The following is a 24451-nucleotide window of genomic DNA, read 5'->3' as shown; positions in this document are numbered from 1 at the left end:
CCAGGGTATTTACAGTTAATTGCAACGTTGATGACCGATAAACAAAAGCACCGGGTAGTTCGGTTGCCGGCCACTACCTGTGATAAGGCAATGGAAAAAGAACAACTGCTGCTGGAGCAGGTAAAGCAGGGCAACTTTAATCAGGCTTTATTATTGTGGCGCTGCACGGCGCCGGCCATCGTTTTACCGGCAGGCAGAAAGTGGCAGAAAACCGAGCCGTTAAGTGAGTGGCTGGCTCAACGGGGCTGGGACATTTTGCAGCGTCGTTCAGGCGGTTCGCCGGTGCCACAAAGCCCTGCCATGCTGAATATTGCTCATATGTACACCTTAACTGCAACGCAGTCTTATTCGGTTAAAGGCGCTTATCAGCAGCTTTGTGATAATTTGCTGGCGTTCTTTGCCGCCCTGGATATCAGCGCCGACATTCATGCTACCGCGTATGCTTATTGTGATGGCGATTATAACCTGAACATTAACGGCCAGAAGATTGTAGGCACGGCGCAGCGCGTGCTGACCGCCCCGGGCGGGCGCAGAATAGTGCTGGCGCATGCCTGCCTGCTGATTGATGATGTGCTGGAAAGCATTATTCCGCCGGTGAATGCGTGTAACGAATTCAATAATATCCCCGACAGAGTGAAGCTGAACGCCCACACCTGTCTAAATCGCCATCTTGCCGATTCACTCACTACCGATGAATTGTTCTCGGGATTAATCCGCGCTTTTTCTCGTCACACGGTTTTTTCTTAACGGTTAAAAAGACTATACTGCGTTCTTTTTTCAACCCAAGGACATTCAGTTAATGATTGTAAAACTTGTTCGCAACGCACTGGGTCTGGTTATTGTATCCGTTGATGTATTAACCCGCTGGAGTCGGGTGAAGCGTACCCCGGAAGCACAGCAAAAGGTTGCTCAGGCTGCCCAGGGGATGACCCTTTACCACTTTTTTGCCTGTCCGTTTTGTGTCAAAACCCGCCGGGCCATTCATAAACTGCGCGTACCCATTGAAAAGCGCAGCGCCGTGCAGGGCTCACCGCACCGCGAAGAACTGATCCAGGGCGGCGGTAAAGTGCAGGTGCCTTGTTTACGTATTCAGCACAGCGATGGCCGGGAAGAGTGGCTTTACGAATCCAAGCAAATTATTGTTTACCTCAACGACCAGTTTGGCCCTGCCTGAATACTTCAATTGATGCCGCGGATGCCTGATCAGCCAGCATCCGCGGTAGCATAACCCTGGTTTGTTTTACTCCCCACTCTCAGTTTTACAGCCCTCATAAAGTTTAAACCCCTGATTCCCGAGACCAGTGTAGTACATGCGTGTTGACGGCTAAATAAAAATGGTTATCATTTACTTTTCCACAAAGGTGCCCTGACAGCCAGGATATTCCTGTTTCCAATGGGTTCACAGCACGCACTGCATAGCAACGATAAGGGTATTTCGTTATGCGATTTTCACTGGGCACGGCCCGTCAATGGCACTGGATCAGTGCTGCCGTTTCGCTGGTTGGCATGCTGTTATTTGCCGTTACCGGCATTACGCTTAATCACGCCGCAGTGATCCCTGCATCGATCTCAGTTACTACTATAGAAAGTGAAGTGCCCGCTGATGTGTTAACGCACTTACAGGACTTACCCATGGCAGAAATGCCTGCGCCACAACCGGTTCGCCAGTGGCTGGCCAGTGAACACAGTATTAGTGTTCCGGCTGATGTGGCCGGCGAATTTGATGGTATGGAGTTTTACCTGGCCTGGCCGGGGCCGGGCGCCGATCGCTGGCTGGCCATCAACGTGGATGACGCAGCGCTGCTATATGAAGGCACAGAGCGCGGCTGGATTGCTTATTTTAATGATTTACACAAAGGCCGTAATACCGGGCCGGTGTGGTTTGTGTTTATCGATGTAATAGCCATTGCCATGATTGTGTTTACCCTGACCGGATTATGGTTACTGGTAAAACAGGCCTCTCACAAGCAGTCAACCTGGCCCGTTACCGCGCTGGGGTTATTGATCCCGGTGGTCATCGCACTGGTCTTTATCCATTGATGCCGGGCGGGGAGCAGTTTGAATGACGGATAATCAACGACTGTGGCTGGCTATTGCCCTTTGCCTGGCTTATTGCGCATGGGTAGGCTTTATCATTGTTAGCCATTATGCCCGGCAACGAGAGCGGCGGCATGTCACTACCGGTGCGTTTATTGTGGCTTACGCCAGCCAAACCGGCACGGCAAAACAGTTGGCCGAATACCAGGCTGAGTTGCTGGGTTCAGATCGCCCGGTGAAAGTTATCGCGCTTAACGATCTGGCCATTGATACATTGCGAAAAGCAAACGATGCATTATTTGTGGTTAGTACCTATGGTGACGGCGAGCCACCCGATAACGGCCGACGTTTTTACCGGGCGCTTCACCAGCATAATAAACAGCACAATACTGCATTACTGCAATCCCTTTCTTACCGGGTAATCGCTCTGGGTGATAGTCAGTACCCGGCGTTTTGTGCCTTTGGCGAACTACTCGATGATGCCCTTCAACAATCCGGTGCCACGGCCATCGCTGAGCTGGAAACAATCGACCGGGCACAGTCGCAGCCCCTGCCGGGTGACGTTTCTCAGAGTGCCGAAAGCCCTTTTAAAGCCAGGACCTGGCGGGTCACTGAGCAACAGCAACTCAACAGTGCAGATGGCCGGGAACTCTTTATGGTGACACTGGATGCCGATCAGGCATTGCCCGCCTGGCAGGCCGGTGACATTCTCGATATTCAGCCCCATAACGCTAGCACGGCCATTGCTGAATGGCTTAACAAGTATGAACTCAACCCGGATACTGCTATTGCTGTTGAGGGCACGCCAACCCCGCTTAAGCTTGTATTGCAAACCCGCCAACTGACGGATTTAGCCGGGGCTGGGAACAAAGAGCAACAGATTTTAAAGATGCCCTTGCTACCTCTGCGCAGTTACAGCATTGCATCGGTACCTGAAGAAGGGCAGCTAAAACTGATTGTCAGAAAACAGTATCACCCTGATGGTACGCCAGGTATCGGCTCCGGCTGGCTGACCACCTATGCGGGCAGTGAAGAGCCATTTTGTGCCTACGTGAAGGACAATCCGCTATGCCATATTGCGCAACTTGATGTACCGCTTGTGCTCATTGGCGCGGGCAGTGGCCTGGCTGGCATTCGGGCACAACTGGCAAAGCGATATTATGCTAACAGTGATGCCGACATCTGGTTAATTTATGGTGAGCAGTCGCCGCAACTGGACAATGTTATCCCTGCCGCATTTGAAACGTGGCAAACAGGGTTTGCCGGGCTTAAAATTCAGCAGGCCTATTCGCGAGGCGAGCCCGGCCAGTATGTACAGGATGTCATGGTAGCGGCAGCCGATGAACTGCAAAACATAATTGCCAGGGGAGCGCATATTTATGTGTGTGGCAGCCATCAGGGGATGGGGCAGGCGGTGCACCAGACGCTCACTGACATACTTGGTGAAGACGCATTAATGCAGCTTATTGATGAACAGCGTTATCATCGCGATACTTACTAGTCCGCAGCACTGGCAGCAAATACTAATCAGGCAGTAGTTCATAAGTAGTACAGATGCGGCTTAAGGGATAATGTTAATCCATTATGCCGGGTGTTACATATATACTCATTTAACAGATGAGAGTATGTCTATGAAAAAGTGTTTAGCGTTTTTGTTAGTAGCCTTTAGCAGTTTTACCCTGGCTGATGAGTGCGCTGTGACTATCGAAAGTAACGATATGATGCAGTTCAACATGAAAGAAATGTCTGTGCCTGCCTCGTGCGATACCTTTGAGGTAACGCTGAAGCATACCGGACAGCTGGACAAGAAATACATGGGCCATAACTGGGTTTTATCAACCACTGCCGATGCCCAGGAAATTGTTAACGGCGCTCTGAAAGCAGGTCCGGATAACAATTACCTGCCACCGGGCGATGAGCGTATTATTGCGGCCACCAAAATTATTGGCGGTGGAGAGCAGGAGACCATTACGGTAGATGTTGCTGGTTTAACTGCCGGTGAAGACTACACGTTCTTTTGCTCATTCCCTGGCCACTTTGCCATCATGAAGGGCGCGTTTATCGTTAACTAACCCATCCAGGCTAATCGCCCTCAGCAAAGGGCGGTTAGCTCATTACCTTCGAATATCTTCAGCGTTCCACGTGCTCTACAGCTGGTGACGAAACCTGATACTGGTTGGTCGCTAAGCATATCCTCCTAAGCTAAAATTTGTATCCCCCGCACCGGTAACTTATGCTTACTAATAGCTGGTTTATTCATCTGGTATCGCCTGGTTTTGTATTAATAATATTCACAATATCAGCTTGTTATAGCACTGGCAGAATATGGGGTGGCTGCTAAGCTTCAGGTAAGTACTGAGACGAGCCCCCTCGGTTTGTAAGCTGCAAAGCAAACAACCTGGTAAGCTTCGAAAAATGTAAGGTGTAAATGTGAGTGAGCCAAGATGTTGTAGTCCTTCCCGCTCGTCAGTGATGCGTCCTGTCTGGTTATTACTGGGCTTGTCTTGTGTGGTGTTAGGCGGGATTGGCGCGGTATTGCCTTTATTACCTACGGTGCCTTTTATGCTACTGGCGGCTTACTGTTTTGCCCGCTCCTCTAATCGCGCCCATGACTGGTTAATTAATCATCGGATCTTTGGCCCGGCAATAGCCGACTGGCAACGTAGCGGTGCAATTAGCCCGGCGGCGAAATATGCAGCTACGGCATCGGTGTTAGTGGTTTACACCATTTCAATAGTAATGGAGCTACGCCCGGCGCTTCTTATTATCCAAGGGATAACGCTATGCGCCGTTATGGCTTTTATCTGGAGCCGACCGCATCACTAGGCATCTGATAAGGCGTTTGGAATAAACCAGTTTTCAGCTCTTGCCGTATCAGCTTCAGGTTTACTTTTTGGGAAGGTGATAGTGTTACCCGGGCTATTAAAACGTTTCAACAGCACCGCTAAGAAAACCGATGTTAGCCAACCAGAGCAACCTGGCGGTTCCATCTGGCAGGATACCGGTGAGGTGTATTATCTGGAAAATACCCTCAAACTGACTTATACCGCCAACAGTGGGGTTGTGACACTGGAAAAGTTATCGCGGGACTCCCTGGCTAGTGTGGTCGAAACGCTGGAAAAGCTGCCGTCGGACTCACCCTTCGCCCGAGCAGTCACCGCAACGCGAAGTACCGCATTGGTTATTAGTGTTTGTGGTGTTACCTGGCAGAAAAACAACGATACAGTTCGAATCAAAGCGCTGCCAGAGGCCGCCCTGCTGCGCAGCACCAACGCTGACTTCAGCAAATCCCAGGCGGTGTTTAAACATGCATTTTTGTTAGAGCATGATGATTTGTTAACGCCTACAACCGATAGCGGTAAACCTGGCGTCTTCACTTATAACCGTATCTCACCGGCTCAATTTACCCGGCAACTGGCGCGCGCCAATGAACGTGTCGCTCCGCCGCTACGGCGCGCTATTCCTGTTCATCCGGACAATTTCAACAGCGCATTTACTGAGCATGAACAAACGGTTATCGATGGATTTCTGGACGCTGGTTCGCAGCCCAAAAATGATGTGCTGAACGCAAAACACGATTAACCTGTGCCTGAGGGCCATGGCAGCTAGCGGAGAATCAAGTGAATAAAGATACGCTTATCAATAATGTATTACACTATTCGGCGGTCATCATTTCAGCCGGGCTTGCTTATTTTGCCGTGTTCTTTATTTTGCTTAGCCTCGAAGTGGAGGCTGACAAAGCGCTACACTGGGCTCTGTTTACCAGTTTAATAACGGCGCTGGCAACCTTGTTTTTGAAAATGGTGGTTGCGCCACTTAGGACCAGAGATCACGATAGTGAATGACTTTTATTGAAAAGGACAGTCAGATGTTTATTGCAATGAATCGTTTTAAGGTGAAACCGGGCAGTGAAACAGCCTTTATCGAAATGTGGCGACAGCGGGAAAGTTTTCTTGATGAGGTGCCGGGATTTGAGTCGTTCCATTTACTACAAGGCGAAGCTTTTGACGAGTACACTTTGTTTTCGACCCATGTGTGCTGGCAAAGCAGAGCCAGTTTTGACAACTGGGTGAAATCTGACGCGTTTAAAAAAGCCCATGCCGGCGCAGGTCAGAGCCGCGATTTCTATGCGGGCCCGCCCCGGCTTGAACTGTTTGATGCCGTTCTGTAAGGATTGTAAGAACGAACATATTTTACCGGTTCTCACCCTCAATGTTACTGGCTGTTATCGGTCAGCTTTCTCGGGTCGAGCAGTTCGGTTAATTCTTGCCGTGACAGGTCGGTCATTTCGTCGGCCACGTCAACAATCGGCCGCTTCTCTTTGTAAGCACGCTTAGCAATTTCGGCGGCTTTGTTGTAGCCGATAATGGGGTTAAGCGCCGTGACCAGAATCGGGTTTTTGTCCAATGCGGCTTCCAGATTTTCGTTTAATACCTCAAAACCACTGATGGCGCTATCTGCCAGTAACGAAGCGCTGTTGGCCATTAGCGTAAAGCTACTTAACAGATTACTGGCAATCATTGGCAGCATGACATTTAACTCAAAGTTACCTGACTGGCCGCCAACCGTAATGGCGGCATCGTTACCTATAACCTGTGCCGAAGCCATCGCCACGGCTTCCGGGATAACCGGATTTACCTTACCCGGCATAATGGAGGAGCCGGGTTGCAGAGCAGGCAGGGCGATTTCGCCGAGACCTGCCAGTGGCCCTGAGTTCATCCAGCGTAAGTCGTTACTGATTTTCATTAAACTCACCGCGGTTGATTTCAGCAAGCCAGATAAAGTAACCGCGGTATCCTGCGAGGCAATAAGCGCGAAATAGTTATCTGCCGGCTGAAAAGGGACGCCGCTAAGCGTAGTCAGCTTTTCATTAAATCTCGCTGAAAAGTCAGGGTGAGCATTAATGCCGGTGCCAACTGCCGTACCACCCAGTGCCAGTGTTTGTATAGCCGGCTGGTGGGCATTCAATGCTTTAATCTGCTGACCTATTTGCGCCTGCCAGCCCGATAAACTCTGATCCATACGCACAGGCATAGCATCCATCAGGTGGGTACGGCCGGTTTTACAGACACCTTTTAGCTCACTGGCCTTGTTACCAATCACGCGATACAGGTGACTGAGTGAGGGCAAGAGTTCCTGCTTCAAGGCAAGTGCGGCACTCACATGAATAGTGGTGGGGATTATATCGTTACTGCTCTGGCCGTAATTAACGTGATCATTGGGGTGAACAGACAGGCCGGATTGCTGGCTGGCTAACCTGGCAATCACTTCATTGGCGTTCATGTTGGTACTGGTGCCTGAACCGGTCTGAAAGATGTCGACCGGGAAGTGTGCCATGAGTTGTGGCTCGTTGAGCAATTGGTCGCAGGCCTGACAAATCGCTTCACCTGTATCGCTGTCCAGCGTATCTAATGCGACGTTGGCCTGAGCTGCGGCTTTTTTTACCGTGATCAATGCTCTGATAAAAGCCTCTGGCATAGACTGGCCACTGACCGGAAAATTATTGACTGCCCGCTGGGTCTGCGCGCCATATAAAGCTTTTGCAGGGACTTCCAGTTCGCCCATGCTGTCTTGCTCGATTCGTGTTTCGGTAGAGGTGGTCATATTTGAGGTCCTTAGTTAAAAAATGTCGGCGTGAGGTGAGTAAACAGATGACTAAACTGCCTCACGCGATGGTGATCGCCGGCTGTTATACTTTGCTTCTCGGCCGCCAGCAGCGGCCGGTAAATCTGGTCGAGACACTGATAGCGCCAGCTCAGCACTACCTTTTTATCGCAGGCTGTCTCGAGCAAAAGCGCCGCACAGTCCAGCAGAATACGAATTTTTTCGGACGATGCCCCGGCAGTGTTCGCACTGTCGAGGGCTAAGTTTATATAGCGCTTAAGCAACTGTGGATCATCCGGGTGACATGCCGTTCTGATTTGTTGCTTTAAATTGGCCGATGTCACGAGCGCTTTGGCAATGTGTTGTGTCATAGCAACTACCATTCTAGTCCACTGAACGTAATTTTATGCTAATGCAAACAATTATCATTTGCAATAAGTCTGAAATGGCGTATGTTTAAGTCAGGAGGACATGCCAATGGAAATTTCTTTTTTATGTACCAAACACGCCGACTGGGTTTATAGCCATCCACTGGAGGCGATTAATTTTTTAGCCCGGGATGAGTTTCAGGGCACGACCCTGTTTTACGACGGTGAGTATCGTGAATGTATTCCCTACTTAGGTTGCGCGTTCGATATCACCGCGATTTTGCTGGAGGTGGAAGAAGGTCAGAACCGGCAACTGCTGGAAAAAGTCTTCGTTCTGTCGACCCTGATTTGCGACGCCTATGGAGCTATGGGGCTGGTGGATTACCAGGCGGCCATGCAACGCCGTGTTGCCGATCTGATTACCGCGGTAAGTTATCAGGAAGCGGCTGCTCAGCAGGCCATGACAGCCTTCAGTGATTTCAGTATCAGCCGGCATTAACTCAGGAGGTCATCATGAGTCAGTCTGATGCCGCTTACGCTAAGTGGCGGGAAGTGATTGCGGCAGGTAATGATAACTTTGAACTGCATCACACCCTGATAACACTGGTTTATTACTCCAGAGCCATTGAGTTGGCCAGAACGCTGGTAAAAAAGTGGCCCGTATCACGCCGCACAGTTGAAGCGTTACTGGTAAGTTATCACAATCTGGCCGAGCTATATGAGCGGGAAAACAGTCTGCGACTGGCCTGGCAGGTATTGGTCACAGCAAAGCAGCAGATGATGGCGGTTTTCTGCAAGCGGGGAGAATCAGCCTGCACGGTTTGGGGTTGTCGAAGTGCTCATCAGCGCTTAAGTCGGTTTGAACAGCAGCATGGTAGCTTCGACCAGCTCAGGCCAAGACAAAGACTGCTGAATCCCTATCAATACGATGGGGTTACATCAGGTTACTAACAACACAAAGTAAGGAGATCATCATGCAACGGGTTGATTGGCGCTGGTTTATTATCTGGCTGTTAGCCATTAGCCACACTGTTCAGGCTCATGATGGGCATGATCACAGTCACTGGAGCAGCTTGTTTATTCATGCCTTACTGCTATTGTCTCTGGCCGCCTCAGGGCTAGCCATTGTGTTTGCTATTTACCGTGCGATCAGCCGTTGGTTGCCGGCGGGCAAATAAATCCGGCTGAGTGCAGCATCCAGCAGCGAGCGTAACAGGTACAAAGTACTAGTTAAAGAGACCGCAAAGTACCGGTTTAACTGGTTTTATTAATGATTATGAAGGTCTATCATGACCGCTGGCTCAACTCGTGCCGCATTTCATTCATCAAAATAAAAGATAAGCCATGACCAAGTTACCTCAAAACGGCTGGTTGCCCGCATTAACCACCCTGTTCTTTGCCATGAGTGGTACGTTTAACGCTAGTGCGCAAACTGCACAAGTGCAGTTGCCTGCAGATATCGAGCGGATCACCACCACGGGTTCCCGCCACGGCGCTGACGACAGCAATGCCCCACTCATTATCAGCGCCGTTGGCCAGCAGGATATTAACCTTGTTTCGCCTACGCACATTGAGGAAGTGCTTAAATTTATTGCCGGTGCACAGGTACAGCGAGGTAACGGGCAGGAATATCTGCCAGCCCTGCGTTCTCAGGTATTCACAGGAGCCGGTGCCTGCGGTGGCTTGTTAACTGCAGAAGATGGCATTCCCCTGCGCGCTGCCGGTTTTTGTAACATTAACGAATTGTTCGAAGCGCATTCTGAAATGGCCGAGCGGATAGAGGTGCTTAAGGGGCCGGGTTCGGCTTTATATGGCTCTAATGCGGTACACGGCGTAATTAATGTTGTTACGCCGGACACCACACAAGGCGGTGGTTTGCTTGGTTACGACTACGGCTCCTACGGATACAACCGGGTTAAACTTCGAAATGGCCACAATTATGGCGATGGTGGTGTGGGGATTAATGCCAGCGTAACCCGGGATAACGGTTATCGGGTGGCCGAGGGGCTGGATCAGGAAAAGTTTAATCTGCGTCATGAACATGCGTTTTCGTCATTAACCCTGACAACCGGCCTGACCTATACCAATCTGGAGCAGGAAACCGCTGGCTATATCACCGGTACTAATGCCTACAAAGATGCACAGCTTGCTCAGGGTAACGAAAATCCTGAGGCCTTTCGTAACGCCAGCTCATTGCGCCTGTGGTCGAAAGCGTTATGGCAGTTAGACGGTGGCGATACGCTATCGGTAACGCCCTATATTCGCGACCAGGACATGGAATTTTTAATGCACTTTCTGCCGGGGCAACCTACCGAGGAAAACAGCCAGCAAGGTGTGGGAGTGCAAAGTTTATGGACCCATAATGTTTCTGCCAGTGTTACCCTGAATGCCGGTATTGATGCCGAGCACACCGAGGGAAGCCTGTTGCAATATCAGGAACAGCCCACCACCGGCTCGGCGTTTCTGGTTGCTACCATTCCGGCGGGTAAACATTATGATTACGATGTGGATGCGTCGTTAATTGCTGCCTTCAGTGAACTTGTGTGGCGCAATGACAGCTGGTTGCTGAGTGCGGGTCTGCGCTACGAATATATCCATTATGACTATACCAATAATATGAATTCGGGGCGCTTACGCGAAGACGGCACGGCCTGCGGTATGGGCGGCTGCCGGTACTCGCGGCCACCAAGCAGTAAAAACAGCTTCACTAATGCCTCACCAAAATTGGGTGCCACCTATCTCTATTCTGACACTACGCAGTTTTATGCTAACTATTCGCTAGGCTATCGCGCGCCCCAGGCCACCGAACTGTATCGTTTACAGCGTGCTCAGCAGGTCGCCGATCTTAATTCGGAAGAAGCGCGTAACGTCGAGTTCGGCGTAAAAGGCAATTACCCCGGCTTAAGCTATACCATTGCTGCCTATTATATGGATAAAGACAACTTCATTTTCCGCGACAGTAACTTCTTTAATGTTAATGACGGACAGTCACGACATACAGGAGTGGAGCTGGAGTTGCGCTGGCAAGCCAGTCAGCGCCTGGATATTGCATTGGCGGCAACTATGGCAAGCCACACTTACCGCTATAATCAGGAACTCGGTGGCGTGAATATAAATGGTAACGACATTGACACTGCGCCCAACACCATTGCCGATGTGCGAATAGGCTATAACTTCACGCCGCAAGTGCGCGCCGAACTGGAATTAAACCACGTTGGCGGGTACTACACCGACCCGGAGAATCTGCACGAGTACGAAGGCCATGAGTTAGTGAATTTACGTTCATCCTGGCAGTTAACGCCCGAGCTTACCCTGTATGCAAGAGTGAATAACCTGTTGGATACTGCCTACGCCGAGCGCGCCGATTTCACCTCGTTTGGTGGCGATCGTTATTTTCCGGGCAGACCACGTAATTATATGCTGAGCGCCACTTATAGCTGGTAGTTAAGCGCTGGTCAGAGATACAAAAAAAGCGCGTAACCTGGAGTTACGCGCTTTTTCTTTAAGTTCAGGAATAAGTCTTAAAGTGGCAGGACTTCAAAAACCAGTACGTAGCTGGCGCGGCGTTTCTTAGCCGGCGCTTTGGCTTTGTCGTCTTCGTACTCGGCCTCCAGCCAGTACATGCCAGGCTCATCAAATTGCAGGCTGATTTTGCCTTCTTTGTCGGCCGTCACTTCTACACCACCGGCAGTATCACGGTATTTTTCGCCGTCTTTGACCACAATAACTTTGGTCCCCTGAGCTTTATCGCCGCTCATAAAGAACTGAAAATCGATTGGCTCACCGGTGTAAGCATCGTTGGGGTGGGTTAATGCTTTAAGCTCAAGACCTTTTCCCGTTAGCTTATTGTTGTCGGCCGTTGGAGCGCCAAGTGTCACATAGGTTTCCAGGCGATTAGCGGTTTCCATTACGTTCAGGTCATCGGCATCCTGAGGTACCGCTTGGTAAAACTCTTCCACAGTGCCGGTCTTACCACGGCCCGGCCAGAAATGGCGCTCGCCGTCTTCGTCTTTCCAGAACGCCACTAAGGATTGTGAGGCATTAAACACTTTGTAGGTGCCGCTCTCAGTCAGCTCCACATCAAATACACTGCGGTAGCGCAGCTTTTGCTGGTTTTGAATGTCTACCGGATTTCCACTGGGTGAGACGACAGATAAGCGTTCCGCCGGATAAGCAAAATGATCCGGATGAAAGATACCGTTAGCCACGGCCACATCGAAGGTGATCCATTCGCTGTCACCGGAAACAGAAGTGGTAGAAGGCTTGATCCACACCCGGTGGGCCTGACTGAACGGGCTGGCCAGAGTCAGGGCCAGGGCTGTGGCACCGATTAATAGTGATTTCTTCATTGTGCAGGCTCCATGTGTAAGGTTATCGAAGAAAGTTCGTGCTGACCTTCAGCACTGGCATTAACTGTTTGTTTTACCGGAAGTGATACCGGGACTTTAAGGGTTTCACGGCCACCGAGTTCGCGTGCGGCTTCAACCCAGATAAAATAATCGCCGGCAGCAACGTCGTCGAACCGCCCGTCGAGCGCGATGGTCGAGGTGCCCGGCCGGCGGGTAGCGCCACTCACACCATCAATTGGCATGCTGGCACTGCGACCGCTGCGCCGCCACCACATACGTAAGTCCTTCAGCCATTTTTCGCCTTCGTTATTGGCCATGTCGGTGTCGTACCATACGGCAATATCCACTACGCGTTTACCACGCTCGTCGGCCAGCCACGCGGCAACGTAAGGGGCGTGGTATTCGGCTACATTCAAGGTGGGTAATGTAATTTCAAGCTCATCGGCCTGTGCTGTCATAGCCGTGCTAAGCATCCCAAGCGGCAGGGCTAGCCGGTAAAGCTTACTCAGCAATGTGTTGGAACGGCTTTTTTTGCCGTAAAGCGGCAAAAAGCAGGGGGTATCTTTTAACAACGTAAAATCTCCTGAAATAATATCCTGGTTGCTCTGCAAGGCGAAAATCAAAACCTTAATCTAAATGGTATTGAGAATCAATTGCAATTGAGTTGATTGACACATTAATTCGGCTGACGACATAAATCTGATGACATAACAGAGCCCGGCACTGCCTGCGCTCAGCATAAATCGGCGCAGGCAGTTTTGCTAAAGCCCCTAAAAAGACCAGGCCAGTGACAGCCAGTAACGTCGGCCATCTTCCACGTAGCCGTATTCTTCCATACCAATGTCTTTATCCAGCAGGTTATAAATACCGGCGCCGAGTTTTATATCGTTGGTTAAACCGTAGTTTAAGCCAACGTCTGCCAGCGTATACGAGGGGGCTATCAAGCTGTCCTGCGACGGACCGGTGGTGGGCTGACTCTCTTCACCACGGTAGTGAACGCGCAGCCAACTGCTGGTCATATCGTTGATGGCCCAGCGCAGAGAGGTTTGAACCAGATGTTTAGGCAGTTGATTGAGCGGGCTGCCAGCGTACTGACCGGTTTTTTGCTCCGAGTCGGTATAGGTGTAGTTGGCATTAAATTCAATGGCGTTGGTAAGTTTAGCCTGCACACTCATTTCAAAACCCTGAGTGATGGCCTCATCGATGTTGATATAGGTGGTGGGGGCAGATCCGAAATCGTTAGGCCCGTCGGTACACAGGTCTGTTGGGCACTGAATTCGGGTGATACGGTCTTCAAATTCGTTATAAAACACCGTTGCGGATACCGTGGTGTCCTTACTAAAGTCCTGATATAAGCCGAGCTCATAGCTGACCGATGACTCCGCTTCCAGATCCGGGTTACCATAAATATTGCCACCGCGGCTGATTTGTCCCCAGGAAGGATTGGTCTGGCGCAGGTTCGGCGCCCTGAAGCCAGTGGATATGCCACCCTTTAAAATGGTTGTTGAACTGATTTGCCATACCCCATATAAACGAGGGCTTAACTGACCGCCATAGTTCTGGTCGTCGTCGTAACGTAAACCGGTAGTAATCGCGAAATCCTTAATGATTTTCCATTCGCCTTCGGCGAATACCGACCACTGGTGACCGTCGACCAGTGAAAGCTCGCTAATCTGGTTGCTGGTCAGGTCATTAAGCTCTTCCTCAAAATAAGCGCCGCCTGCACTCAAGCTCAGGATATCGTTGATCGGAACGGCCCACATCGTCTGGGCATCGAGGTTTTTAACGTACATTTGCCGGGATTCATTATCAAACTCATCTTGTTTGATATAAGTTTGCGAGGTTGCCCAACCCCAGTATCCGGTGTGACTGAGCGACAGGTTAGTGCGGTCATACTCAGTCATGCTCGATGCCGGACAGCCGCGACGGCCACATTCTTCGCCCTCGGCCAGCGGTGCAACGGTTTTACCCAGTGTTGCGTTAATTTTCTGCTGGGTATGGGTGGCTTCAAACACAAATTCGTGACTGTCATTGGGGGTAAAGGCCAGTTTGGCACTGATGTTTTTATGGTCGCGGTCGCGAAAGCCGTCGACGATATTGTCTTCTTCCCGCTGGGTGTAGCGGCCGTAAAGTTGTAAGCCCAATTTACCCGGGATAAGTGAACCAGCCGTAAAGAACGTGGTTTGGTATTGATTACCTGAATCGCTGTCTTCCTGAATGGTAGCATCTAAGCGTACCTCACCGCGCCAGGCATCCGGGGTTTTGCTGGTGATAATATTGATTACACCACCAATGGCATCTGAGCCATACAAAGAAGACATAGGCCCGCGGATGACCTCGATGCGCTCAATAGCCGATAGCGGCGGGATCCAGGCGCCTTCAACACCAGGGCCATCGCTGTTAGGCCGGGTTTCACGTGAGCTCTGTCGCTGACCGTCGACCAGGATAAGGGTGTACTGACTACCCATGCCTCGCAGGCTGATATCTTCTCTGTCACCGCCACCGGTGACAATCACGCCCGGAATATCAGTCATGGCATCGGTGAGGTCCCGATAAAACCTTTCACTGGGGTCCTCTTTATCGAGCACACTGATAGAGGCAGGCGCTTCTTTAAGCATTTGCGCGGTGCCTGAAGCGGTCACCACAATTTTTTCCAGTTCTTCATTATCGGGAGAAACAGCCAGTACAGCTGAAGAAATGAAAGCACAGCAAAGTGCCAGGGACATCTTATCTAATCGCATATAACAGTGAAAATCTTAGTGAGAATGATTGTTATTTAGGATAAGATCGGAGTCAGTTATCTGCAATCGACTAATATTAAACGGTGTCTTTAGCAAAAATGAATTTCTATGAACGTTAAGTTTACCCGCGCCCTGAAAGTGTTTTTAACCGTTGCTGACTGCGGCAATATGAGTGTGGCTGCCAGGCAGTTACACATGACCGTGTCGGCCATCAGCCAACAGTTGCGTAAGCTGGAAGAAGATATCGGCCAGCAATTGGTTAATCGTAATTCCCGTCATCTGAGCCTTACTGAAGCCGGGCGGATTTATTACCGCACCAGTAAGGAGTTACTTGCCACCGCGCAACAGGGGCAGCAGGAAATCGACGCCTTGCTTCATTCACCCTCCGGTGAACTGCGAATCCTCGCGCCCGAAGGCTTTGGCGGGGGATTGTTGAGTAAGCCGCTGCGGCAGTTACTGCAGAGCTCAGAGCGTATTTCCGTCGCGGTAACCCTGGGCGAGGGCTATGACGATATTGTTGCCAGCGGCGCCGATCTGGCGTTGGGGTTTACGCCGGTTGATAAAGAAGGGTTTAAATCCTATCAGCTTGCCACCTGGTCACAGGTGTTATGCGTTGCTCCGTCTCATCCGTTAAGCACAGAGTCTTTATCACATCCGGAGCAATTAAAGGAACATCCGTTTATTGTTTACGATCACCTGCCTGCACACGAGCTGAGCGGACCGGATGATGAGCGTTATTTGCTAGCGCATCCCAAGCTCAGCGTCAACTCGATGCAGGCGCTTATTCAGTTTACCGTGGATGGTCTGGGCTTTGCCGTGTTACCGCAAAAGGAAGTACAGCACTATCTGGCCAACGGTGAGCTGGTTGAACTGCTGCCGGACTGGCAGTTACCGGATTATCAGGTGTTTGCGGTTGTTGCTAATTATCCGACAATGTCGGTTAAAACCCGCCAGGCCATTGAGCTGCTGGAGTCCTATTTTACTATCCTGTGAGGCAAGTTACACTGCCACTTTCAGGTAGCCTTGCTCGATGGCCAGGTGTACCAGTTCTGCGTGCGTGCTGATTTGTAACTTGGCTTTTAACTGGGTAAGCGTATTCGAAACGGTTTTACTGGAGACGTTGAGTTCATCGGCTAACTGAGCCCGGTCGAGGCCTTTAGCGATCCCTAAAAACACATCAAACTCGCGTTGGGTGAGCTGCTTGCAACTGTCGTCTGCATCGTTGAGCTGGTGGGTGGCCAGTTGAATAGCAATGTTGTGTTCGATATAGCGCTTACCATTGAGTACGGCTTTAATCGCCTCAACCATCACCTCTGGCTTGCTGCGCTTGCTCAGATACCCTTTGGCGCCGGTTTGAATTGCACGGTTCACTACCGAGGGCTCGTCAAACATACTGAAGAAGATGATCTTAAGCCGTGGCCAGCGTTTTAGTAGCCGTCCGGCCAGATTCAGGCCACTGGCGTTTTCCAGGTTAATGTCGAGAATGACCAGGTCAATGTCTGTAGCGGCCAACGCTTTCAGCGTTTGCTGGGCATTTTCGGCTTCGCTGACAACGGCATCAGGCAGCATCATGGTAAGCAGCGCACTGTAGCCCTGGCGGACTACAGCGTGGTCGTCAACGATCAGAATATTCATAGTGGAGATCATCCTGTAGTTGCAAAGGTGCGACCAGAGTAACTGTCGTCCCTTTAGCATGGGTATCAAGTTTAATTGTACCGCCCAGCAAAGAGGCCCGTTCATGCATGGATTCCAGCCCCAGCCCGGCGGCTTTTGATTGTTGCGGATTAAAGCCCCGGCCATTATCGCGTACAAACAGTGTCAGCTGGTCGTGAGTGGTGGTTAAGCCAATGGTCACTTCAGTGGCATGGGAATGCTTGGCAATGTTATTAAATATTTCCTGTGTGATGCGATAAATCTGGGTGTCACGGTTGAGGTTACTGGCAAGGGTGGCAGCATCGGGTAACCAGTTAACCTCAATCTGATGAATGTCCTGCCAGGTCTGGATCATCTGTGCGATAGAGGTAGTTAACCCCAGTTTGTTTAAAAAGACCGGATAAAGCTGGTTAGTTAAATCCTTCATTCCCTGATGTACAGCATCACACTGTTGCTGAATAGTGGCACAGGCTTTAACAATGAAGTCGGGATTTTGTTTTTGCTGTTCGAGCATATAGGTTTGTACCGTAATGCCTGTGATCAGCTGGCCAAGATTATCGTGAAGTTCTCTGGCCAGCAGTCTTCGTTCATTTTCCTGCAGCGCCGACAAGCGTTGACGTAACCCGGCAACCTGGGTTTCCTTGCTGGCCAGCGAGCTGATTAACTTATTGTAATGCTCAATCAATCTGTGGATTTCGGCAATATCGGTTGACGCCGCCGACAACCTGAACTGGCCCGACTGAATGGAATCCAGCCCCTGGCAGAGATCGGCCAGTGGCTTGAGGCGGGTATTTACCGCATAACGCAGAGTAAAAAGCGTCAGTAACAGTGCCATTACGAAAATGAAAAACACATTGGCGAGGGTAGCGCTAATTTCATCAAATTCAGCCGCGCTATTAGCGACTACGGTAATGGGTTCTCCTGAGGCTGCATGGATGGTGGTGCTTGCTGGTGGTGGTGCCAGCCACTTTTCCAGTGAGCCGGTGAGTGGCTGCTGAGCAGAAAGTTCAGGGTGTTCAATAACGGTGAGGTGACGGCTGTTTTGTAAAATGCCGGTCAGCGTTTCGCTGTCCAGGTTGGCTTTCGCCAGGGTTTCGGCCAGCTGCAGCGCGGCTTCACCTTCGTCGCTGATATCTGCTCTGGCCTGATAGAACATCGCGACCGCCAGCAAGCTGAACACCGCAGTGAAAATCAGAACAATCGTTAGTGTGATCTTGTTGGACGCATTCATATTGCTCAGCCGTACCGCACATAATTTACAAACCAGTAACATTATACTGAAGATAAGCAATTCAGGGTTATCCGACTTCTGCTACTTTGGTTAGTGTCATCTACTACTTTGGTCCTGCTTTTGAGCACAGAAGCCGGGTCTCGCCCCTTTTTCTGCGCACAGTACGAAAGTGCTACAGGATTTGATTAACAAATGATCAACAATGATTTAACCATTGGTAAACACACATAAGAAAAAGGTGGTAACATGACATTTAAAAACAAACTACTGGTAGCAGGGACACTGCTGTCTGCCACGCTGGCCTTACCGGCTCAGGCGGGTAGCTGGCAACAGAATGTGGCAGTAGGTAATTTCAATAAAGTACACGTTTATACCCCGGATTCACTATCACCAATAGGGCAGGGACGCTCACTGTTAGTCGTACTTCACGGCTGTACACAATCCATTGATGCTTATCTTTCCGCTAACCTTGAACAGGCTGCGGAAAGTTACGGAATGGTGGTAGCGGTTCCTGATGCAATGAATAAGGCGGGTTTTGGCTGCTGGTCTTACTGGCAGGGAGCAAAATCCCGCACCGCCGGCGACTACGCTAATATCCTGTCGCTGGTGTCGTCGATGAAAGCCAACAGTGACTACGTCATTGATGAAGACCAGGTTTACGTGGCGGGACTATCCTCCGGCGCAGCCTTTGCCAATACCACTGCTTGTATTGCACCAGACGTATTTGCCGGCGTGGGAGTAAGCGCCGGGCCCAGCATTGGTACCAGTTCCAGTGGCGCCATTGGGAGCTGTGAATATGCCGATGTAGCCACCCGATGCCAGCAATATGCCGGCAGTTACAGTGGGTCGCTCACCGATCAGATTGCCTCAATTGCTCATGGTGATGCCGATACCACCGTGGATACCTGTTATAACCGGCAGAACGCTGAAGGTATGGCGGGCGCCTACGGCGTAAATGAATTACCGGGCAGCAACGTGCTTGGCAGCGGTTCAAGAACCGCCGAAGAATATCTCTGGCAGGAAGGCCGGGTGTCTATGATCTGGCTGAATGGCGTGGATCACTCCTGGTCGGGCGGCGCTGGCGCCAGTGGTTCCTATGTAAGTGGCACTGGCATTAACTATGCGATGTACCTGGGTGAATACTTCAGTGAGAATAATAAGCGGGTCGATCGAAACCAGCCTCCGCAATTATCTTCGGTGAGCGCTTCAGAAAGCAGCGGTCAGTTGATCGTAACCGGTAACGCCACCGACGCTGAAGGCTACGTGGATAATGTTGATGTGTTGATCACTAATAATAATGGTGATACCTATCAGTATTCGGCGTCGACCCAAAGTGATAATAGTTTCTTGGTAACCTCGGCCACCCTGCCAGACGATTTGTACTTTGTGACGGTGACGGCCAGTGACGATGTTGGCGCCGTGTCCGAAGCGAGCACCGTGAGCGTGCGCGTTGGCCCGCCACCGCCACCTGCAGCCCCCGTGTTATCTGATGTGCTTGTAGATGCCAATGGCCAGTGTGCAACGGTTACCGGCTCGGTTTACGACGAAAACCAGGACCTTACCGCAGTAGAAGTCACATTTGCGACCGGTACTCAAAATGCCAGTGTGGATGGGCTATCCTTTAGCGCTGAAGCCTGCGACCTGCCGGGCGGTTCGCAAACTATTACAGTTTCGGCTATCGACGCCAGTGGCCTGAGCAGCAATACACAGCTGTCGGTAGACATTGATGCCGGCGTGATTGCTACGCTTGATCAACATATCAGCGCTGGTCGTCTCGATTATACCGGCTACTCTACCTGTTATCTGGAATACTCAACCGATGCCTTTAAACTGACCGAGCAACCCCAGAGTGGTGGTATGTGTGTATGGCAGGATAATGATGGCTCGTGTAGCGGTCCGGTTCAGGCTTGTTCTGGTCCAGGTGGTGACACTGGCGGTGATACTGGTGGCGATACCGGCGGTGATACATCTACCTGTGCCGAGTACACCACTGCGAACTACTATCACAAAGTAGCTGGCCGCGCTTACAGCACTGGCTACTACTATGCGCCGGATTATTTTGCCAGCGGCTCGGATGATCCATTAGCGGGTTCCACCTGGGGAACCTCAACCCTGTACTCAACTGATGGCAGTGTATGGTTTGCAGGCAACTGTCCTTAATAAATAACTAAAGCATAACGGGGCCCCATGGCCCCGTTTTACTCTGTTGACTTAGCTAACTTACCTGCGACGCCATAAAATCAGGCCGAGCAGACCAAGGCTCATCCACACACTCCAGCTACCAGCGTGGGTTTCTACTACTACTTCTGATGTTACCGGCCGGTCATAGTCGAAACTCTCCATACTCTGATAAGACAAATCAGCATCTTCATAGGCATCAATAGTGGCCAGTACCTGATCGGTTTGCGCATCAATTAACTCAATTAAAATATCGTAGTCGTTACTGGGATATCCGCTAACTAACTCACTTTCCAGCAGCACTGAGTCATCACTGCTGTCGCTATACAGGTTAAATACCGAAGTGACATGAAACGCTTCGTAATAGTCGTTGGTGCCCAGATAGATAATGGCGTAAACCGGTGCCTGGTAATAGTTAGTGTCGGCGTCAAATTCAAGGTCGAAACTGGCGTAGTATCCATCGTAATCACGGTCGGTATACAGTGTCATCCAGGCATCATAAAACCAGTAGTCAACACTGTGAGTGGCAGTGCGAAGCTGTTCGCCTGATTTACCTGCAATGCTACTGAGATCTTTCTTTTTCACCCGGGTCGGCACATTATCGGCGGCGTTGAGTTCGGGGGTATTAATGGTTTCGCTGACCGACACCTCTTTGCCCGAGGCGGGAGATGAAAACGCGATAAAGCTCAGTGACATAAGCGTCGCAGCCAGTATAGTCTGTGTTACTCTTTGATTTTTCATAGTCCATTCACCCTGTTGTCTCTGCAATGACTGTATAAACAGTGTGCGAAAATCAGGCTGAACATTAACTGAAGCGAAACTTAACCATGCCAAACCGTGTTTTGTGGCAGCGTATTGCCATACTCTTACTGATGCCCATCCTTTCGTCACCGGTGCTGGCCGCGAATTTGACCGTAACGCCGCTGAATGACGGGGTTTACCTGATGCGCTCCGAGCGTGCTGTAGAAGGCTTTGGACTGGTGAGCGGTAACGGTTTAATTGTGCAGACAGCCCCGCATAAAGCGGTTTTAATCGACACACCCTGGGACAACATTGATGTGGATACGCTCTTTAGCTGGCTTGAGTCGGCGGGGCTGAGTCTTGAGGCCGTGGTCGTCACTCATTCGCACGAAGATGCCGGCGGGCATCTGGCACGTTTTCACAGCAAAAATATCCCCTCATGGACCTTTGAGTTAACTAATGAGTACTTAGCTCAGAAGGGCGAAACACCGGCTCTACATACTTTTAGCGACAGCGCGTGGGTAGTGCCTGAGATGATTGAAGTTTTCTATCCGGGGCCGGGCCATACGCTGGACAACAGCGTAGTGTGGGTGAAAAAACATAACCTTTTGTTTGGTGGTTGTTTTATCCGTGAACAGGCGACGTTTTCGCTGGGGTATACCGCAGAAGGCGACGTGCGCGCGTGGCCAGAGTCAGTCAGCCGGGTAACTGATTACTTTCCTGAGGTGCAGAGGGTGGTTCCCGGTCATGGCAAAGTCGGTGATGCAGCGCTTCTTTCCCATACCCGCGAACTGGCTTTAAAAATGCTGCCCTAGCAGGCAGCATTTAAGATTTAGCGTCGATCAAAATTCACCGGTTTGTCGGGATGCTGATAGTAGCCCTCACGCAATAGGGTTTTATAACGGTCGAGCTTGCCTTCCATCGCCAGCGCGTGCAGACCTTTGTTGAACAAGGCTAAAATTAACTCGCCATCCTGACTTTTACGCGGGATAAGTAAGTGGGTTGTCACGGTAGAGATAAATGGCTTGAGCATTTTTATTTCGGCACGGTCGAAGGTGGTGAAATCCCGTTCCAGTAAATACCAGGCGGTCAGCTCATCGATTGGAAACAATTGAATATCGTTGGCAATAACCGCATTGAGGCCGTCTTTGTCGGTATCAACGGTTACAGTGTTGGGCGCCTTCTTAAAAAACGCAAAAAGTTCATCGGTATAAGCGTACCCTTTGGTGACGCCTATTTTGTATTGCTCCAGCTGTTGCAGGTTTTCCCACTGATCCAGAGATAGTTTTTCATTCGCCGTAAACACCAGACTTTCTGAGGTGATAGGCTCGCTCTGCCAGAAATCAACACTGTAAACCCGCGTGAAGTTAGCATATGACACAGCGTCATAGCGGCCGTCTTTGGCACTTGCAATGGCATCTTCCCAGGACATGGTTTCGTACACTACGTCTACGCCAACCCGTAAGAACGCCTCACTGATAATATGGTTTATATAGCCATTGTGCTCCATGTCCGTGGAGGTATAGGGCGGATATTCGGTGGTGGCAATGGTGAGTGTACGCCACGCGTGAGCTGAGGCATTATTTACAACTGCAAAAAGCAGGGACAGCATTAAAATAAGATTTTTCATAACGGTCACTAAAAATAAAGGCCTAAACTGATATTTAAACGATGGGTGGAGTCCTGATTACCGCCAAGGTCCAGACCAATGCCGGAACCGCCGGAAAACCACATGTTTTTACCCTGAATGCTATCCACATAGAAATACAACGCGCGCCAGCCAAAACTGCAACCATTAACCCATTGCGTTGAGCGCAAGCCCGCTGCCACATCGGGCTCAACCGCCCCGTATTCTGAATAGCATTTAATCGGCGACAGGCCGGTTACTCTGAACGGTAATTCATAACTCACTGCCGCGGTATAACTGTGCGCTTTAGAGGCAGTAAGGAAAGGAAAATCAAAAGCTGACAAAGCGAGACGGTCAGTTGCCTGATCTTGTGGTGCGGCCAGATCATAATCGTAATCGGTATATTGCAGGGCAACGCCCAGCGGGCCCTGGGTATGGCGAAGGTGCAGGGCATAAGCGTTCATATCACCCTCGTTCAGAGTATCCAGGTTGAGTACGTTAGCGGCTTGCCAGGACCCGCCAAACTCGGTAGTAGCGCCGCGGATTAACCCGGCAGTATAGCTTACCCGCAGGTTATACTGGCCGTCTTCCTGATTACGAAACTCACCGTTATCGGCAATATCGAAAGAGTAGCGACCAAACCGACCGGCATCATTGTACTCATCGTTAAAGAAGTAGCCGGCGCGAATATCCCAGTTAGATTTCTCGTATTGCACTACCACGCCAGGGTCGTAGTCATCCTCAAAGCCAATATAGTAATTGATGGAAAACCAAAAGCTGTTCGAGGCGAAGGGCAATAAACCGAAGGGCACTTTGGTGATCCCGGCTGACACACTGGTGCGGTCGTCGTAGTGATAAGTCAGGTCGGCATAGCGCACAGTGTTAAAGTCGGTATTTTCATACCAGCGGTAATCTGCTTTATAGCTGAACTGGTCGGTTTCACCGGAGACGGTTAATTTGAGTGACTCAAAACCAAAACCGTCACGTAATTCAACTTCCTGCCAGTCCTGATAACTGTAATTGAGGCGCACGTGGCCGCCGATATTGACCGGGAAGTCATCGGCTGACTGTGCCGTACCGGACACTAACAAAAGTACCGGTGCTAACCGGAGAAGCCTGGCCTTGCTCATTATTCGATCCTGAAATGGTCTGAGGCAGCATGCAGGCAGGGTAGCAAACCCCGGGAGTGATTGAAACATGCGTGCTGATTGTTTGGATTAACTTAATTGTACGGAATGTGAGGATTACGTGATCAATCAATGGTAAGCGCAGATAATAAAAAACCCCGCCAGGGCGGGGTTTTCAAACGTTGAGGTAAGCCTGATTAGCTGCGGCGACGAGCGACCACAAGACCGCCTAACGCCAGGGCTAACAGTAGTGCTGTTTGCGGTGCGGCAACGTCAGCTGCTACACCGTCAGTGACGGTTAAGCTGGCTGCGTTTAATTCAGTTGCAATAGACTCTTGCAGTTCGGAATTATAGAAATCCAGGTTATCTAAATTTGTTGAATCGAAAGTGAAATCAAACACACCTACAGTCGTAGCCGTTACGTCAAAACTGAACAGTGAAAATGGCGCAGGGTTAGTGTAAGTGCCAGCAAATGAGCTAAACCAGCCCATACTCACTTCGCCGGGAAGTTCTTCGATAATCACTAATGGGTCAAAGAATACATCGTCTGACGGCAGATCAGAGGCAAAGGTCAGGCTATTGACTAGTAATGCGCTGGTGTCAAAAAAGACCCTGAGCAGCGCAACATCAAAGGCTTCAGTCTGGCTGTCGAACTCACCGGTAATGTTTACGGTGGTGGTGTCACCCACGGCAATTTCACTATCGGCAAGCTCTACCGAGATGACCGCTGCCTGGCTGCTAAACGCAACCAGACTGGCCAGGGTTAATAAAAACTTCTTCATTATCTGTTACTCC

General features: G+C 50.4%; 27 protein-coding genes. 16 read left to right on the top strand and 11 right to left on the bottom strand.

Annotated elements, in window-relative coordinates; translation table 11 throughout:
* Positions 1-30 precede the first annotated feature (30 nt).
* The 9 genes from D9T21_RS11455 to hmuQ all read left to right on the top strand — a co-directional run bounded on the left by D9T21_RS11455 (position 31) and on the right by hmuQ (position 6208).
* Positions 31-747 carry a lipoate--protein ligase family protein gene (locus D9T21_RS11455; RefSeq protein ID WP_123325065.1) on the top strand — a complete coding sequence of 239 codons (717 nt, stop codon included), beginning with the start codon at positions 31-33 and terminating at the stop codon, positions 745-747.
* A 52-nt stretch (positions 748-799) separates the two neighbouring features.
* Positions 800-1174, top strand: coding sequence for a glutathione S-transferase N-terminal domain-containing protein (locus D9T21_RS11450; protein WP_123325064.1), 375 nt, complete (start codon positions 800-802; stop codon positions 1172-1174).
* Between the two features lie 266 nt (positions 1175-1440).
* Positions 1441-2040 carry a PepSY-associated TM helix domain-containing protein gene (locus D9T21_RS11445; protein ID WP_123325063.1) on the top strand — a complete coding sequence of 200 codons (600 nt, stop codon included), beginning with the start codon at positions 1441-1443 and terminating at the stop codon, positions 2038-2040.
* A 22-nt stretch (positions 2041-2062) separates the two neighbouring features.
* Positions 2063-3538, top strand: coding sequence for a flavodoxin domain-containing protein (locus tag D9T21_RS11440; protein ID WP_123325062.1), 1476 nt, complete (start codon positions 2063-2065; stop codon positions 3536-3538).
* Between the two features lie 130 nt (positions 3539-3668).
* On the top strand, positions 3669-4109 hold the full coding sequence (gene azu, locus D9T21_RS11435; protein WP_123325081.1) for an azurin: 441 nt from the start codon (positions 3669-3671) through the stop codon (positions 4107-4109).
* A 358-nt stretch (positions 4110-4467) separates the two neighbouring features.
* Positions 4468-4863 (top strand): YbaN family protein, encoded by a 396-nt coding sequence (locus D9T21_RS11430; protein ID WP_377908274.1) that lies wholly within the window; start codon positions 4468-4470, stop codon positions 4861-4863.
* 75 nt (positions 4864-4938) lie between these two features.
* Positions 4939-5619: a hypothetical protein gene (locus D9T21_RS22975; protein ID WP_241155694.1), complete on the top strand. Its 681-nt coding sequence runs from the start codon at positions 4939-4941 to the stop codon at positions 5617-5619.
* A 38-nt stretch (positions 5620-5657) separates the two neighbouring features.
* Entirely contained in the window at positions 5658-5882 is a 225-nt protein-coding gene (locus D9T21_RS11420; protein ID WP_123325060.1) for a hypothetical protein, read from the top strand.
* 23 nt (positions 5883-5905) lie between these two features.
* Complete coding sequence (gene hmuQ, locus D9T21_RS11415) at positions 5906-6208, top strand: heme-degrading protein HmuQ (RefSeq protein ID WP_123325080.1); 303 nt, start codon at positions 5906-5908, stop codon at positions 6206-6208.
* A gap of 44 nt (positions 6209-6252) precedes the next feature.
* Here hmuQ and D9T21_RS11410 read toward each other — a convergent pair whose 3' ends face one another.
* Both D9T21_RS11410 and D9T21_RS11405 read right to left on the bottom strand, forming a co-directional pair.
* A complete protein-coding gene (locus D9T21_RS11410; RefSeq protein WP_123325059.1) occupies positions 6253-7641 on the bottom strand; it encodes a class II fumarate hydratase in 1389 nt (462 codons plus the stop codon).
* An 11-nt stretch (positions 7642-7652) separates the two neighbouring features.
* Positions 7653-8012: a hypothetical protein gene (locus tag D9T21_RS11405; protein ID WP_123325058.1), complete on the bottom strand. Its 360-nt coding sequence runs from the start codon at positions 8010-8012 to the stop codon at positions 7653-7655.
* A 106-nt stretch (positions 8013-8118) separates the two neighbouring features.
* Here D9T21_RS11405 and D9T21_RS11400 point away from each other — a divergent pair, with 106 nt between their 5' ends.
* The 4 genes from D9T21_RS11400 (at position 8119) to D9T21_RS11385 (ending at position 11453) form a co-directional block, all read left to right on the top strand.
* Positions 8119-8508: a hypothetical protein gene (locus D9T21_RS11400; RefSeq protein ID WP_123325057.1), complete on the top strand. Its 390-nt coding sequence runs from the start codon at positions 8119-8121 to the stop codon at positions 8506-8508.
* Positions 8509-8522: 14 nt separating this feature from the next.
* Positions 8523-8960: a hypothetical protein gene (locus D9T21_RS11395; RefSeq protein WP_123325056.1), complete on the top strand. Its 438-nt coding sequence runs from the start codon at positions 8523-8525 to the stop codon at positions 8958-8960.
* 23 nt (positions 8961-8983) lie between these two features.
* Positions 8984-9187, top strand: a complete 204-nt coding sequence (locus D9T21_RS11390) for a hypothetical protein (protein WP_123325055.1) — start codon at positions 8984-8986, stop codon at positions 9185-9187.
* 223 nt (positions 9188-9410) lie between these two features.
* A complete protein-coding gene (locus D9T21_RS11385; protein WP_123325079.1) occupies positions 9411-11453 on the top strand; it encodes a TonB-dependent receptor in 2043 nt (680 codons plus the stop codon).
* A 77-nt stretch (positions 11454-11530) separates the two neighbouring features.
* Here the strand turns inward: D9T21_RS11385 and D9T21_RS11380 are convergent, their stop codons facing one another.
* The 3 genes from D9T21_RS11380 to D9T21_RS11370 form a co-directional block, all read right to left on the bottom strand.
* A complete protein-coding gene (locus D9T21_RS11380; protein WP_123325054.1) occupies positions 11531-12358 on the bottom strand; it encodes a DUF4198 domain-containing protein in 828 nt (275 codons plus the stop codon).
* Positions 12355-12930, bottom strand: coding sequence for a DUF2271 domain-containing protein (locus D9T21_RS11375; RefSeq protein ID WP_241155693.1), 576 nt, complete (start codon positions 12928-12930; stop codon positions 12355-12357). Before D9T21_RS11375 ends, D9T21_RS11380 begins: the two co-directional genes overlap by 4 nt.
* A 198-nt stretch (positions 12931-13128) precedes the next feature.
* Positions 13129-15099 carry a ligand-gated channel protein gene (locus D9T21_RS11370; RefSeq protein ID WP_123325053.1) on the bottom strand — a complete coding sequence of 657 codons (1971 nt, stop codon included), beginning with the start codon at positions 15097-15099 and terminating at the stop codon, positions 13129-13131.
* 108 nt (positions 15100-15207) lie between these two features.
* Between D9T21_RS11370 and D9T21_RS11365 the strand changes: the two genes are divergently transcribed.
* Positions 15208-16092, top strand: coding sequence for a LysR family transcriptional regulator (locus D9T21_RS11365; protein ID WP_123325052.1), 885 nt, complete (start codon positions 15208-15210; stop codon positions 16090-16092).
* Positions 16093-16098: 6 nt separating this feature from the next.
* Here the strand turns inward: D9T21_RS11365 and D9T21_RS11360 are convergent, their stop codons facing one another.
* Both D9T21_RS11360 and D9T21_RS11355 read right to left on the bottom strand, forming a co-directional pair.
* Positions 16099-16734 (bottom strand): response regulator transcription factor, encoded by a 636-nt coding sequence (locus tag D9T21_RS11360; protein WP_105936497.1) that lies wholly within the window; start codon positions 16732-16734, stop codon positions 16099-16101.
* Entirely contained in the window at positions 16715-17983 is a 1269-nt protein-coding gene (locus D9T21_RS11355; protein ID WP_164464657.1) for an ATP-binding protein, read from the bottom strand. Before D9T21_RS11355 ends, D9T21_RS11360 begins: the two co-directional genes overlap by 20 nt.
* 246 nt (positions 17984-18229) lie before the next feature.
* Here D9T21_RS11355 and D9T21_RS11350 point away from each other — a divergent pair, with 246 nt between their 5' ends.
* Positions 18230-20143 (top strand): extracellular catalytic domain type 1 short-chain-length polyhydroxyalkanoate depolymerase, encoded by a 1914-nt coding sequence (locus tag D9T21_RS11350; protein WP_123325050.1) that lies wholly within the window; start codon positions 18230-18232, stop codon positions 20141-20143.
* Positions 20144-20203: 60 nt separating this feature from the next.
* On the opposite strand, the gene D9T21_RS11345 is transcribed toward D9T21_RS11350, so the two are convergent.
* Complete coding sequence (locus D9T21_RS11345; protein ID WP_123325049.1) at positions 20204-20902, bottom strand: choice-of-anchor H family protein; 699 nt, start codon at positions 20900-20902, stop codon at positions 20204-20206.
* An 86-nt stretch (positions 20903-20988) separates the two neighbouring features.
* Here D9T21_RS11345 and bla point away from each other — a divergent pair, with 86 nt between their 5' ends.
* On the top strand, positions 20989-21717 hold the full coding sequence (gene bla, locus D9T21_RS11340) for a subclass B1 metallo-beta-lactamase (RefSeq protein ID WP_123325048.1): 729 nt from the start codon (positions 20989-20991) through the stop codon (positions 21715-21717).
* Positions 21718-21734: 17 nt separating this feature from the next.
* On the opposite strand, the gene D9T21_RS11335 is transcribed toward bla, so the two are convergent.
* The 3 genes from D9T21_RS11335 to D9T21_RS11325 form a co-directional block, all read right to left on the bottom strand.
* On the bottom strand, positions 21735-22532 hold the full coding sequence (locus D9T21_RS11335) for a substrate-binding periplasmic protein (protein ID WP_123325077.1): 798 nt from the start codon (positions 22530-22532) through the stop codon (positions 21735-21737).
* 8 nt (positions 22533-22540) lie between these two features.
* Positions 22541-23659, bottom strand: a complete 1119-nt coding sequence (locus tag D9T21_RS11330; protein WP_123325047.1) for a porin family protein — start codon at positions 23657-23659, stop codon at positions 22541-22543.
* 194 nt (positions 23660-23853) lie between these two features.
* Positions 23854-24438, bottom strand: coding sequence for a hypothetical protein (locus D9T21_RS11325; RefSeq protein WP_123325046.1), 585 nt, complete (start codon positions 24436-24438; stop codon positions 23854-23856).
* Positions 24439-24451: the final 13 nt, after the last annotated feature.

Origin of the sequence: Marisediminitalea oceani (assembly GCF_003731635.1) — a bacterium.
Classification (GTDB): domain Bacteria; phylum Pseudomonadota; class Gammaproteobacteria; order Enterobacterales; family Alteromonadaceae; genus Alteromonas; species Alteromonas oceani.
This window is presented reverse-complemented; position numbering and strand designations above follow the sequence as displayed.

What these genes read in the sequence shown, in the direction of transcription:
- D9T21_RS11455 (WP_123325065.1), top strand. Translation starts at nt 31, where the DNA reads ATGACCGATAAACAAAAGCACCGGGTAGTTCGGTTGCCGGCCACTACC.
- D9T21_RS11450 (WP_123325064.1), top strand. Translation starts at nt 800, where the DNA reads ATGATTGTAAAACTTGTTCGCAACGCACTGGGTCTGGTTATTGTATCC.
- D9T21_RS11445 (WP_123325063.1), top strand. Translation starts at nt 1,441, where the DNA reads ATGCGATTTTCACTGGGCACGGCCCGTCAATGGCACTGGATCAGTGCT.
- D9T21_RS11440 (WP_123325062.1), top strand. Translation starts at nt 2,063, where the DNA reads ATGACGGATAATCAACGACTGTGGCTGGCTATTGCCCTTTGCCTGGCT.
- azu (WP_123325081.1), top strand. Translation starts at nt 3,669, where the DNA reads ATGAAAAAGTGTTTAGCGTTTTTGTTAGTAGCCTTTAGCAGTTTTACC.
- hmuQ (WP_123325080.1), top strand. Translation starts at nt 5,906, where the DNA reads ATGTTTATTGCAATGAATCGTTTTAAGGTGAAACCGGGCAGTGAAACA.
- D9T21_RS11410 (WP_123325059.1), bottom strand. Translation starts at nt 7,641, where the DNA reads ATGACCACCTCTACCGAAACACGAATCGAGCAAGACAGCATGGGCGAA.
- D9T21_RS11405 (WP_123325058.1), bottom strand. Translation starts at nt 8,012, where the DNA reads ATGACACAACACATTGCCAAAGCGCTCGTGACATCGGCCAATTTAAAG.
- D9T21_RS11400 (WP_123325057.1), top strand. Translation starts at nt 8,119, where the DNA reads ATGGAAATTTCTTTTTTATGTACCAAACACGCCGACTGGGTTTATAGC.
- D9T21_RS11395 (WP_123325056.1), top strand. Translation starts at nt 8,523, where the DNA reads ATGAGTCAGTCTGATGCCGCTTACGCTAAGTGGCGGGAAGTGATTGCG.
- D9T21_RS11390 (WP_123325055.1), top strand. Translation starts at nt 8,984, where the DNA reads ATGCAACGGGTTGATTGGCGCTGGTTTATTATCTGGCTGTTAGCCATT.
- D9T21_RS11385 (WP_123325079.1), top strand. Translation starts at nt 9,411, where the DNA reads ATGAGTGGTACGTTTAACGCTAGTGCGCAAACTGCACAAGTGCAGTTG.
- D9T21_RS11380 (WP_123325054.1), bottom strand. Translation starts at nt 12,358, where the DNA reads ATGAAGAAATCACTATTAATCGGTGCCACAGCCCTGGCCCTGACTCTG.
- D9T21_RS11370 (WP_123325053.1), bottom strand. Translation starts at nt 15,099, where the DNA reads ATGCGATTAGATAAGATGTCCCTGGCACTTTGCTGTGCTTTCATTTCT.
- D9T21_RS11365 (WP_123325052.1), top strand. Translation starts at nt 15,208, where the DNA reads ATGAACGTTAAGTTTACCCGCGCCCTGAAAGTGTTTTTAACCGTTGCT.
- D9T21_RS11360 (WP_105936497.1), bottom strand. Translation starts at nt 16,734, where the DNA reads ATGAATATTCTGATCGTTGACGACCACGCTGTAGTCCGCCAGGGCTAC.
- D9T21_RS11355 (WP_164464657.1), bottom strand. Translation starts at nt 17,983, where the DNA reads ATGAATGCGTCCAACAAGATCACACTAACGATTGTTCTGATTTTCACT.
- D9T21_RS11350 (WP_123325050.1), top strand. Translation starts at nt 18,230, where the DNA reads ATGACATTTAAAAACAAACTACTGGTAGCAGGGACACTGCTGTCTGCC.
- D9T21_RS11345 (WP_123325049.1), bottom strand. Translation starts at nt 20,902, where the DNA reads ATGAAAAATCAAAGAGTAACACAGACTATACTGGCTGCGACGCTTATG.
- bla (WP_123325048.1), top strand. Translation starts at nt 20,989, where the DNA reads ATGCCAAACCGTGTTTTGTGGCAGCGTATTGCCATACTCTTACTGATG.
- D9T21_RS11335 (WP_123325077.1), bottom strand. Translation starts at nt 22,532, where the DNA reads ATGAAAAATCTTATTTTAATGCTGTCCCTGCTTTTTGCAGTTGTAAAT.
- D9T21_RS11330 (WP_123325047.1), bottom strand. Translation starts at nt 23,659, where the DNA reads ATGAGCAAGGCCAGGCTTCTCCGGTTAGCACCGGTACTTTTGTTAGTG.
- D9T21_RS11325 (WP_123325046.1), bottom strand. Translation starts at nt 24,438, where the DNA reads ATGAAGAAGTTTTTATTAACCCTGGCCAGTCTGGTTGCGTTTAGCAGC.